Below are 11,716 nucleotides of genomic sequence, written 5' to 3' on the forward strand. Positions count from 1 at the left end.
CTCGGTGGCCCGCGCCAGCGCCGCCATCCGCGGGCTGCACGCCTACGCGCTGCGCCAGGGGCGCGTGGGCGCCGACGCCGCAGCCGAGGTGCGCGCGCCCAAACAGGGCTCCCACCTGCCCAAGGCGCTCAGCGTCGACCAGGTCTCCCGGCTCCTCGACGCCGCCCACTCCGCCCCGGGCGCGGCGGGGCTCAGGGACGCGGCCCTGCTCGAGCTGCTCTACGCCACGGGCGCCCGCGTCAGCGAGGCCGTGGGACTGGCCGTCGACGACATCGACTTGGACGACGAGGCGCCCGTCGTGAGGCTCTTCGGCAAGGGCCGCAAGGAGCGCCTGGTGCCGCTGGGCTCCTACGCGAAGGACGCCCTGGGCGCCTACCTGGTGCGCGGCCGCCCGGAACTGGCGGCGCGGGGGCGGGGCTCCCACGCGGTCTTCCTCAACAAGCGGGGGGCGGCCATGAGCCGTCAGAGCGCATGGGAGACGATCCGCAGGGCCGCCTCCGCGGCGGGCCTGGAGGCCGGGGTCTCCCCGCACACCCTGCGCCACTCCTTCGCCACCCACCTGCTGGAGGGTGGGGCGTCGGTGCGCGACGTGCAGGAGCTGCTGGGACACGCCTCGGTGCAGACCACGCAGATCTACACGAGGGTCACGGTCGCCGCGCTGCGCGAGGTCTACTGGACGGCGCACCCGCGTGCGCGGGGGAGGGCCCCGGGTGAAGGCGCAGGGGAAAGGCGGCGGGCCCCGAGGACGTGACCGCCGCCGGGCGCGCCGCCGGGTACGCACACAAGGGCCCTGAATTAGACAACATGGGTCGCACACAAGGGCGGAATCCCGCCCTTGTGTGCGCTGTCGTGTTGCGTAAATCCGGTCCTTGTGTGCGTAACAGGGGGTGGTGGCGCCCGGGTGAGGGCGTGGGGGGAGGGAGCGGTGGGCCTGGCGCGTGGCAACGGGGCATCCGCCGGTCGATGGCCTAGAATCGGAGCGTGACGATGTATGAGCCGCCAGCCGAGCAGGAGCTCCAACCAGACTATCCCGTGCCCGAGCCCCTCAGCGGCCACGGCCCAGCCCGCATTATCGCCATGTGCAACCAGAAGGGCGGGGTCGGCAAGACGACGACGACCATCAACCTGGGCGCCGCCCTGGCCGAGTACGGGCGCAGGGTCCTGGTCGTGGACTTCGACCCCCAGGGCGCGGCGTCGGTGGGCCTGGGCATCAACACCCTCGACATGGACCAGACCATCTACACGCTGCTCATGGACCCGAGGGCGGACGCGGCGGCCGCCATCTGCACCACCCGCACACCGAACCTCGACATCATCCCCGCGAACATCGACCTTTCCGCCGCCGAGGTGCAGCTGGTCAACGAGGTGGCGCGCGAGAGCGCCCTGGCGCGGGTGCTGCGCCGCGTCGAGGCCGACTACGACGTGATCCTGGTCGACTGCCAGCCCTCCCTGGGGCTCCTGGCCGTCAACGCCCTCACCGCCGCGCACGGCGTGATCGTGCCCGTCGAGGCGGAGTTCTTCGCGCTGCGCGGCGTGGCGCTGCTGGTCGAGACCATCGAGACCGTGCGCGACCGCATCAACCCGCGCCTCAAGATCGACGGGATCGTGGCGACCATGGTCGACCTGCGCACGCTGCACGCGCGGGAGGTGCTCGAGCGCCTCCACGAGGCCTTCGGCGACCTGGTGTTCACCACCCGCATCGGCAGGACCATCAAATTCCCCGACGCCTCCGTGGCCACCGAGCCGATCACCTCCTACGCGCCGGGCCACCCGGGGGCGGAGGCGTACCGGCGCCTCGCCCGCGAGGTGGTCGCCCGTGGCGACACCGCCTGAGGCGGACGGGACCGCGCCCGAGGGGGACCGGGACGACCGCTTCCAGGTGCGCCTCGACGTCTTCGAGGGGCCCTTCGACCTGCTCCTGCAGCTCATCGCGCGCAAGCGCCTGGACATCTCCGAGGTCGCGCTGGCGCGCGTGACGGACGAGTTCATCGCCCACATGCGCGCCTTCCCCGACCTGTCGCGGGCCACGGAGTTCCTGGTGGTCGCCGCGACCCTGCTCGACATGAAGGCCGCCCACCTGCTGCCCCGCCTCGACGACGGCCCGGACGCGGCCGCGGAGGACCTCGAGGCCAGGGACCTCCTCTTCTCCCGGCTGCTGCAGTACAGGGCCTTCAAGACGGCCGCCGCCCAGGTGGCCGCCTGCCTGGAGCGCTTCGGGGCGTACACGCCCCGCGCGGCACCGCTCGAGGCCCGTTTCGCCGCGCTGCTGCCCGAACTCGTGTGGACGACCACTCCCGGGGACCTGGCCCGCATGGCGGCCGACGCCCTCACGCGGACCGAGCCCTCCGTCGAGGTGGCGCACCTGCACGACCCCGTGGTGCCCGTGGCCGAACAGGCCCGGATCGTCGCCGAGCGCCTGGCCGCGCAGGGCTCCGCCACCTTCGAGTCCCTCGTGGCCGACGCCTGCGCGCGGGCAGTGGTGGTCGCCCGGTTCCTCGCGCTGCTGGAGCTGTACAGGCGGGGCGCCGTGGACTTCGCGCAGGACCAGCCCCTGGGCGAGCTCACGATGGTGTGGACCGGCGGAGGGGAGGCCTGCGCGGGCATCGACGACACCTACGAGGGCGGCCCCGCGTGGGGGGACGGCGACGGAGGCACTGCTGCGGTGCCGGGTGGGGAGACGACGGCGGGAGACGCGGCCATGGCGAGTGGGGAGACGGCGCCTCCCACGGAGGCGGCGTCGGACGAGGAGGACGGCGGAAGGCGCAGCAGTGGAGGATGAGCAGACGATGACAGGAGGCGCAGCGGTGGAGGACGAGCGGACCGCAGGGGGAGGCGGCGGCCTGCGGGCGCCGATCGAAGCGGTCATGATGGTGGCCGCCGAACCGGTGCCCGCCTCGGACATCGCCGACGCGCTCGGCGTGGACCAGGAGGAGGCCGACGGGGCGCTGCGCGCACTGGCGCGCTCCTACAGGGAGGAGGGGCGCGGATTCGAACTGCGGGAGGCCGCGGGCGGCTGGCGCGTCTACTCCTCCCCGCGCTTCGCCGACGTGGTCGGCCGATTCGTGGTGGGCACAGCGCAGGCCCGCCTGTCCCAGGCGGCGCTGGAGACGCTCGCGATCATCGCCTACCGCCAGCCCATCACCCGCGCCCGCGTCTCCAGGGTGCGCGGGGTCGGCGTCGACGCCGTCGTGCGGACCCTCATGGCCCGAGGCCTGATCGCCGAAGTGGGGGAAACGGAATCCGGCGCGCGCCTGTATGGTACTACCAGCGAGTTTCTTGAGAAGATGGGTTTGGGATCGTTGGAGGACCTGGTACCGCTGGCGCCCTACTTACCAGCCGCTGAGGAGCTGGACGACCTGGAGGACCAATTATGAGAAAAGACCTTTACACCGCCGGGGGCGTGCGCCTGCAGAAGGTGCTGGCCCAGGCGGGGGTCGCCTCGCGCCGCGCCGCCGAGCAGATGATCGCCGACGGGCGAGTCAGCGTCGACGGGCAGGTGGTGCGCGGCCAGGGCATGCGCGTGGACCCCACGGCGCAGGTCATCCACGTCGACGGCGAGAGGCTCATCCTCGACGAGACCAAGCACGTGGTGCTCGCCATCAACAAGCCCGTCGGCGTGGTCTCCACGATGAGCGACCCGGAGGGCAGGCCCACCGTGGCCGACATCGTCGCGGGCTACCCCGAGCGCCTCTACCACGTGGGGCGCCTCGACATCGACACCTCCGGGCTGCTGCTGCTCACCAACGACGGCGAGCTGGCCAACCGCCTCACGCACCCCTCCTACGAGATCAGCAAGACCTACGTGGCGCGCCTGCACGGCGAGGTGCGCCCCGGCGTGAAGCGCCGCCTCATGGCGGGCATCGAGTTGGAGGACGGGCCCATCGCGGTCGACGGCTTCCGCGTGGTCGACACCTACGGCGACATCACGACCGTGGAGATCGTCGTCCACGAGGGGCGCAACCGCCTGGTGCGCCGCATGATGGACGCCGTCGGCTTCCCGGTGCGCGAACTCGTGCGCACGGGCTTCGGCCCCATCCGCCTCGACCACCTGCAGCCGGGGACCAGCCGCCGCGTGAAGGGCAACGCGCTGACGGCCCTGTACGGGGCAGTCGGACTGTGAGCGGCGCGGAGGCCCCCGCCCAGGGCCCGCGCGCCATGGCGACGCGCGGACCCGTCCTGGTGATCGGATCGGGGCTTCTGGGCGCCTCACTGGGCCTCGCCCTGCGCGCCGGGGGCGTGGAGGTCCTCCTGGAGGACGCCTCGCCCACGTCGCTGCGCCTCGCCCAGGACATCGGCGCGGGCCGCCCGCTGTCGGACTGGGCCGCGGACACGGGGGAGCAGAGGGAGGCCGGCCCCCACCTCGTGGTCGTCGCGACGCCGCCGGACGTGGCGGACCGCTGCGTCGTGCACGCCCTGCGCGCCTACCCGCGCGCCTTCGTCACCGACGTCGCCTCCGTGAAGGACGCCGTCATGTCCGACGCGCTGGCCGAGCTCGGGCGCCAGGGGATGGCGGAGGCGGGGGCCCGCTACGTCGGATCGCACCCCATGGCGGGCCGGGAGCGCTCGGGCGCGGGCGCCGCGGACGCCGACCTGTTCTACGGCAGGCCCTGGGTGGTGGTCGCCCACGAGGGATCCAGCCCCGAGGCGGTGCTCGCGGTGCGGGCCCTCGCCTCAGACGTGGGCGGCGTGCCCATGGAGATGACGGCGCCCATGCACGACCGCTCCGTGGCGCTGGTGTCCCACGTCCCGCAACTCGTGTCGTCGATGCTGGCGGCCCGCCTGGGGGACGCCCCGCCCGAGGCCCTGTCGCTGGCGGGCCAGGGGCTGCGGGACACGGCGCGCATCGCCGCCTCCGACCCCAGGCTGTGGACCGCGATCCTGGCGGGCAACGCCGGCCCCGTGGCCGAGGTGCTGCGCGGGATCCAGCGCGACCTCGACGACCTGGTGACCCACTTGGACGCGGCGGCCAGGCTGGGGCCCCTGCGCGGGGGCAGCGTGGGCGCCATCAACCGCGTCATGGAGGCGGGCAACAGGGGAGTGGCCCGCATCCCCGGCAAGCACGGCGGGGCGCCCCGCCGCTACGCCGAGCTGGAGGTCCTCATCCCCGACTCGCCCGGCGAGATGGGCCGCCTGTTCTCCGAGCTCGGCGGGGCGGGGGTCAGCATCGAGGACTTCGTCCTGGAGCACTCCGCCGGGCAGCAGGTCGGCGTGGGCAGGATCATGATCGACCCGTCCGCCATGGAACGGGCGGTGGAGGTGCTCGAGGCGCGCGCGTGGCGCCTCATCCCGCACTGAGCAGGGGCTGCGGGTGGGCGACCCTGGGCTCCCCCTCCCGGGTGCCTCAACCCGCACTGAGTTTGGGGGCTCTGGGGCCCCTGAGTCTTCGGCCATCTGCCGAGCGAGCGCCCGCGTCCTCCCGGCCAGCGCGAGCGCATATGCCAGCGGGTGCCGACCGTGTTCTCCTGGCCCGCTTGAGCGCGCACTCGCACGGGCGCTGTCCGCCTCCGCCCCGATGGGCGCCGCCCGTGTCCGCCCCGGGCGGCGCTTACGGCGTAGGATCGACGTGTGCGCGTACTGGTCGTGGGAGCGGGAACCATGGGGATCACCCACGGCTGGCTGCTGTCGCAGCACCACGACGTGTCATGGCTGGTCCGCGCGGACAGGGCGGACTTCTACAGGGAGCCCTTCGCGCTCCGCGTCCACGATCTCCGCCCCGGCCACCGGGACACGACGGCCACCATCTCCCTCAAGCTCGTCACCAGTATCGCGCCGGACCTGTACGACGCGGTCCTCGTCATGGTGCCGGGCGGGAGCCTGGCCGACGTGCTGCCCGTGCTCGACGGCGTTGGCACCGACGTTCCGGTCGTCCTCATGCTCAACCACTGGAACCTAGCCGGGGCCCTGGGCGGCTCCTCGGAGCCGCGCGCGAACCGCCTGCTCGGCTTCCCGTCCCAGGTCGGAGGCGGCAGGCAGGGCCACCGGATCTCAGTGACCGTCTTCCCCCGCGGCACGGTCCTGGAAGCCGGCACTGCCAGCAAGAAGGCGGCGTTGGACAAGGCCGAGGCGCTGTTGGCCTCGGGGGGACTCACCATTCGCCGCCAGCGCCGTATGCCCGACTGGCTCGCGGTGCACAGCATGCAGCAGGCCCTCACCGCCGCGCCGCTCATCGAGGCGGGGAGCTATCGCGCGTTCGCCGCGGATCGGGCGGCCATAACCCGCATGGTCGTGGCTTTCCGGGAGGGCCTCGACGTGTGCCGCGCCCGCGGCATCCCCACGTGGCGCCTCTGGCCAGCGCCATTGTTCAAGCTCCCCAAGCCCCTGGTCGCGCGCCTACTGCAAGGGATGTTCCAGCAGGCCGAAACAGAGGCGATGGTGGTGGGCCACATGGGCCACGGCCTGGACGAGTGGATCGAGGGGCTGGCGTCCATACGGGCCGACGCGCAGCGCCTCGGCGTCCCGGCTCCTGAGATCGACCGGCAGTGGGCCGTCATCCGCTCCCGACGGTCAGGGGCCTGAGCCCCCGGCTCCTCCCGCAGCGGTGCGCGGTGGCCGTTCCGCCTGCCCGAGGGGGCCTGATGGCCCGGCTCCCCGCGCCACGGCAGCAGTGGTTCTCCCGCCGCTACAATGGGGGAGTCCCGCCGCGCGGCCGACCGGCCCCGGCCAACTGCCGCGCGCGGGGCGGTGCACCAATACCCACGAAACCCCTGAAACGCACGGAGCGGGAGCAGTCCCGCGCTCGCTGGGCGCAGCCGCGTTCCGTTGCGGAGCACGAGGGGAACTGGAGGAACCCATGAACGACGACGCCCGCAGGGCCGCCATCGGCCGCCTCGGCATCACGGTAGCGATCGACGGGCCCGCGGGCTCGGGCAAGTCCACGGTCTCCAAAGCCGTCGCCTCCCGCGCCGGCATCGGGTACCTGGACACGGGGGCCATGTACCGGGCGCTCACGTGGTTCGCCCTGGAGTCCGGCGTGGACTTCGGGGCCGAGGGCTCTGCCGAACTCGTCGCCTCCCTGGCCGACCGGATGCGCCTGCGCCTCGACTCGGACCCCCACGACCCCCACGTGTGGGTGGGGGAGGCCGAGGTGACCGCCGCGATCCGCGAGCCGCGCATCGCCCTGGCCATCAGGCACGTCTCCACGAACCTGCGGGTGCGCGCGTGGATGGCGCAGGAGCAGCGGCGCCGCATGATGGAGGCGCGCGCCCAGGGGTCGGGCATGATCGCCGAGGGCAGGGACATCACGACCGTCGTCTGCCCGGACGCCGACGTGCGGGTCCTGCTGCTGGCGGACGAGGAGGCGCGCCTGCGCAGGCGCACCCTGGAACTGTACGGCGACTGCGCCCCCGAGCACCTCGAGGCCGTGCGGGAGCAGGTGCAGGGGCGCGACCGCGCGGACTCCGCCGTCACCGAGTTCATGAAGCCCGCGCCCGGAGTGCGGGTGGTGGACTCCACGGGCCTCGATGTCGAGGGCGTCACCGGGGCCGTGCTCGCCCTGGTGGACGAGGACCTGCGGGTGCGGGGCGCCTGAGCGGGCGCGCGGGCGGTGTTGTCCGACGGCGGGTAGATCGGCATTGGGGTAGGGAACCGCTCATTGGGGTAGGCGAATTGCCTACCCCAATGCCCTGTTTCCTACCCCGATGAGGGAGCCGGAGCAGGGCGCCTGGCGCCCGGCGCCCGGCCGCATCATCTGCGGGCGCCCCACCGCCTCCCTGCTACGCACACAAGGACCCCGAATTAGACAACACGCACCGCACACATCGGCTTGATTCCGCCCTTGTGTGCGCAGGCGTGTTGCGTAATTCCGGCCGTTGTGTGCGTAACTCGGAAGAGCGGTGGCGTCCATCGAGTTGGAAGCCTCCGGGTTCAGCAAACAGTTGATCTCCATCAACACGGAGGTGCTGGACCACCTGCGCCGCGCCGGCGCCCGGCTCACAGTGCGCCTCGAGATCCAGGCCGAGTCCGACCAGGGATTCGACGACGCCGTGCGGCGCACTGTGGGCGAGAACTCCGCGAACCTGGGATTCGGCGGCTACGGCTTCGAGGAGTGAGGACCGCGCCCGCCCGGGGGTCTCCGGAAACGGGGGTCCTGGGCGGGCTCCAGGTGCGGCACCGCGACGCGGCGCGCGGAACTGCGCCGCCGCCGATGCCCTATGCGAGCGCGCTCCGCGCAGGCGCGGGCGGGCCGAAGTCGGTGCTGATGAGATCTGTCTACGCGCCCATTGACTCCGCGCGGGCGCACGGGGCTTGGCGGCGCCGCCTCGATCTGATACGCCGATGAATGTATGTCCGCAAAACCGCGCTCCGCAGGACACGGGACGATACAATGGTTACCTGTTATTTGTATGGTGGATAACCGCAGGGAGGCGGCTCAGGGATGACCATTGGATACAGGAGCATCATCGAAATCGATGATCCGCGCGGGGCTCTGGCTGTTGCGGATGAACAGTTCCGCGCGTGGCTGCGGTCGAAGAAGCTGGATCAGCGCACAGCAGTCGCGCGCGACGAGTGGGACGGTCCCGGCATCTACGACATCGGCGAGGGCACAACGCTCACCGTCATCAACGAGGCGGACTCGGAAGGCGGCTATGAGGCCCAACTCCTCGAACTCGTTGAAAACAGCAAGGGGCGGGGACGGTGGAGGACGCGCTTCTACGCGATGCACAGGGCCCACGAGACGCGGTACAGCAGTGTGCTATGGATTGAGACCAGGGGACTCGGCGACAAAGGGGAGGAAAAGGTCCCCAACCCGCCCCGCCTCGTCCGCCAGCTGCTCAGCGACGTGAGAACCGCGCACAACCACGGCGTGCCGCTGCTGGTCGAGCCCGAACCCGTACGGCGCCCTTCCGAAATCGAGCGGTTGATCGCCCACATCCGCAACCCCGAACGCACAGTGTCGCTCATTGTGGCCGCACCCGTCGGACACGGCATCGACATGAAGGAGAAATGGCGTGACGCCCTGTCCTCCCTCACCAAGGAAAGTCAGGGTTGTGCCAGCTTCTTCGTCCTGGAGGACGACACATTCCGCCTCTTCAACGAGCGGATGAAAAAAGGGCTTCGACTGCCCAAAGGCTGCCTCAGGACCTACTGCCCCAGGGTCGACCCTGACGACCCTGTGGACCTTCGCCGCCACAGGATTCTCACAACCCAGCGGATGGTCTCCGAGTTCGACGACAGGAGGCGGAGGTTCTCCCCGCGGCTCGCGCGCACGATCTCCACCCAGCCGCTCATCAACGCGTGGCAGGCGCCCCTGCCCCTGGAACTGGTAGTGGCCGAGCGGCTCCTTGAGAAGCGGCGCTTGAGCTTGACGCGCGTGGTGCCGAAGGCCCATGATCCTGAGTCACAGCCTCTGATCGTTACGGTTCCTTCCCCCAAGGGCGGGACACAGGCACCACAACGGCCTCGAGCCCGGTCCGCTGAAGCGGTCGCCAGTACGGAGCGGTGTCCGGCCACGCTGTCGTGGAAAGACAAGCTGCGGGCGTTCCTCGCGCGTTTCACTGGTGGTCGCGCCGTACATTCCGAGACCGAGCTCGTCACGGCGATCGACGAGGCGGAGGCGGCGTTCGCGCGCCTCGACGCCGAGAAACGGGATGCCCTTGACGAGGCGGGGCGCAGGCGTGTTGAGTGCGAGACTCTACGGAGAACCGCCGAGGAGAACCTCGAGTTGGCGCAAGGCGTGGACGATGAACTGACTGAGCTCAAAGGGAAGTATGACGATGCGCAGCACGATGTGGCCAGACTGGAAGAGGAACAGCGCGTCCTCGAGAAGAAGGTGCGTAGACTTGAACGGCAGGTGAGGAACCCTGGCTCTCACGCATCGGAGGCCGCTGCGGAGGACTGGATCGAGAATCCCCCGGACTCTGTGACCGGAATCGTTGACCGGCTCACCGGTGACTCACAAGGGTACGATCTTGTGCGCAAATATGTGGAGCTGAGTGACCTGGACAAAGTGCTTGAGGGCGCTTTCCGTGTCGACGAAGTCGATGCATCACGGTTCGCAACTGCCTTCTGGAAGTACATCCTGGTGCTCATGGACTACATGAGGGCGTGCGAGGCAGGCGACTTCAAGGGCGGGGTGCACAAGTACTTGGAGGAAAGCAGATTCCCGTACCACACTTGCCCGCAAAGCCGTCACAAGCCCACAGAATCGGACACCGTGCGGACGGGGAAGCGTATGAGGGCAGAACGCACCTTCCGTGTCCCTGCGGATGTGGACCCCCGTGGCCGTATTGAGATGTGGGCTCACTTCGCGCCCACCGGCGGCGGCCAGACGGCCCCGCGCATGCACTACTACGCGGACACTAGGAATACCCACAAGGTCTACATCGGCTACATCGGCCCCCACTTGACGAACACAAAGACGAACTGAATCGATTCGTGTCAACACGGGAAGGCCACCGGTTTTGTGTGGGACACCGCCGTACAGGCGGAGGTTCCACTGCAAGAGCGGCCCGCGTTGGGCGAACCGCAGTGCGCCCGCGCGTGCGACCCCCCGTATTGGGGCGGGGAGATCGGCATTGGGGCAGGAAACCGCCCATTGGGGTAGGCAAATTGCCTACCCCAATGACTTGTTGCCTACCCCGATGGGGGAGCAGTGGGCGCGGGCGCTAGCCGACCGGGGCCTCCTCGGCCACTGCCCCGGCCGCCGCCCACGCGAGCGGGTGGTGGCAGGCCACGCGGTGCCCGCCGCCGGACAGCGGGGGCTGGGCCAGGCACTCATCGGTGGCGAAGGGGCAGCGTGGCCGGAAGCGGCAGCCCTCGGGCGGGTTGATGGCGCTGGGCGGCTCGCCCGTGAGCTTGATGGCGTCGTCGGCGTGCTCGAAGGCCGGGTCGGGCACGGGGATGGAGTCGATGAGCGCCTTCGTGTACGGGTGCCTCGGGTTCGCCACGACCTCCTCGGCGGGTCCCTCCTCCACGATCCTGCCCAGGTACATGACGCCGATCCGGTCGGCCATGTACTGCACGACGGCCAGGTCGTGGCTGATGAACAGGTAGGACAGGCCCAGCTCCTCCTGCAGGTCCTTCATGAGGTTGAGGACCTGCGCCTGGACGGACACGTCCAGGGCGGACACGGGCTCGTCGGCGACGATGAGGTCGGGCGCCAGGGTGAGCGAGCGGGCGAAGCCGATGCGCTGGAGCTGGCCTCCTGAGAACTCGTGCGGGTAGCGGTCCAGGATCTCCTCGGTCAGGCCCACCTGTTCCAAGATCTCCATGATGCGCTCGGCGATCTGCTGGGCGTCGCCGGTCCTCTGGATGCTCATGGGCTCGGCCAGGATCTGGTCGATGCGCATGCGCGGGTCCATGGCGGCGTAGGAGTCCTGGAACATCATCTGGACATCCCGGTGGATCCTGACGGCGTCGCGGCCCTTCAGGGCCGCCAGGTCGCGCCCGTCCAGTTCGATGGCCCCGCCCGAGGGCGGTTCGAGGCCCGCGATGAGGCGTCCCACGGTGGACTTGCCGCAGCCCGACTCGCCCACGAGGCCGTAGGTCTCGCCCTTGCGGACCGTGATAGAGACGCGGTCGACGGCGGAGACGACGCCCTTGTCGCGCTTGAAGAACCCCGACCCGGCCGACTCGTACTCGCGGGACGCCTCCTTGACATCGAGCAGGGTCCCACGGGGCGCGGGCCCCGTCGGCGGGGCGGCTGGGCCCTGCGCGCCGTATGCTCCGGCCCGTTCGGCGGAGTCGGCCCCGGCGCTTTCCGCGGCGCCCGCTCCCG

General features: G+C 70.8%; 11 protein-coding genes. 10 read left to right on the forward strand and 1 reads right to left on the reverse strand.

Translation table 11 applies throughout. The features are described from left to right. The 10 genes from BH719_RS00270 to BH719_RS00315 all read left to right on the forward strand — a co-directional run. A partial coding sequence (locus tag BH719_RS00270) for a tyrosine recombinase (protein WP_009399714.1) occupies window positions 1–751 on the forward strand: 751 nt, incomplete at its 5' end. Window positions 752–987: 236 nt separating this feature from the next. After that, complete coding sequence (locus BH719_RS00275) at window positions 988–1,833, forward strand: ParA family protein (RefSeq protein ID WP_009399718.1); 846 nt, start codon at window positions 988–990, stop codon at window positions 1,831–1,833. Then, window positions 1,817–2,779, forward strand: coding sequence for a segregation and condensation protein A (locus BH719_RS00280; RefSeq protein ID WP_009399720.1), 963 nt, complete (start codon window positions 1,817–1,819; stop codon window positions 2,777–2,779). The genes BH719_RS00275 and BH719_RS00280 overlap by 17 nt, the downstream gene beginning before the upstream one ends. A gap of 7 nt (window positions 2,780–2,786) precedes the next feature. Beyond that, complete coding sequence (scpB, locus tag BH719_RS00285) at window positions 2,787–3,374, forward strand: SMC-Scp complex subunit ScpB (RefSeq protein WP_050790645.1); 588 nt, start codon at window positions 2,787–2,789, stop codon at window positions 3,372–3,374. Beyond that, window positions 3,371–4,120: a pseudouridine synthase gene (locus BH719_RS00290; RefSeq protein WP_009399724.1), complete on the forward strand. Its 750-nt coding sequence runs from the start codon at window positions 3,371–3,373 to the stop codon at window positions 4,118–4,120. The genes scpB and BH719_RS00290 overlap by 4 nt, the downstream gene beginning before the upstream one ends. A gap of 35 nt (window positions 4,121–4,155) precedes the next feature. After that, window positions 4,156–5,295 carry a prephenate dehydrogenase gene (locus tag BH719_RS00295; protein WP_173647195.1) on the forward strand — a complete coding sequence of 380 codons (1,140 nt, stop codon included), beginning with the start codon at window positions 4,156–4,158 and terminating at the stop codon, window positions 5,293–5,295. Between the two features lie 270 nt (window positions 5,296–5,565). Next, window positions 5,566–6,516: a ketopantoate reductase family protein gene (locus tag BH719_RS00300; protein ID WP_157098137.1), complete on the forward strand. Its 951-nt coding sequence runs from the start codon at window positions 5,566–5,568 to the stop codon at window positions 6,514–6,516. 274 nt (window positions 6,517–6,790) lie between these two features. Further along, the gene (cmk, locus tag BH719_RS00305; protein WP_009399728.1) at window positions 6,791–7,528 is read left to right on the forward strand and encodes a (d)CMP kinase; all 738 of its coding nucleotides are present in this window, start codon (window positions 6,791–6,793) and stop codon (window positions 7,526–7,528) included. 304 nt (window positions 7,529–7,832) lie between these two features. Next, window positions 7,833–8,048: a hypothetical protein gene (locus BH719_RS00310; RefSeq protein ID WP_009399730.1), complete on the forward strand. Its 216-nt coding sequence runs from the start codon at window positions 7,833–7,835 to the stop codon at window positions 8,046–8,048. 326 nt (window positions 8,049–8,374) lie between these two features. Beyond that, the gene (locus tag BH719_RS00315) at window positions 8,375–10,366 is read left to right on the forward strand and encodes a hypothetical protein (RefSeq protein ID WP_009399732.1); all 1,992 of its coding nucleotides are present in this window, start codon (window positions 8,375–8,377) and stop codon (window positions 10,364–10,366) included. Window positions 10,367–10,604: 238 nt separating this feature from the next. Here the strand turns inward: BH719_RS00315 and BH719_RS00320 are convergent. Continuing rightward, the coding region (locus BH719_RS00320) for an ABC transporter ATP-binding protein (protein ID WP_009399733.1) at window positions 10,605–11,716 on the reverse strand (1,112 nt) is incomplete at its 5' end.

The organism is Pauljensenia hongkongensis, assembly GCF_001746855.1.
In the GTDB taxonomy this organism is placed as follows: Bacteria; Actinomycetota; Actinomycetes; order Actinomycetales; family Actinomycetaceae; genus Pauljensenia; species Pauljensenia hongkongensis.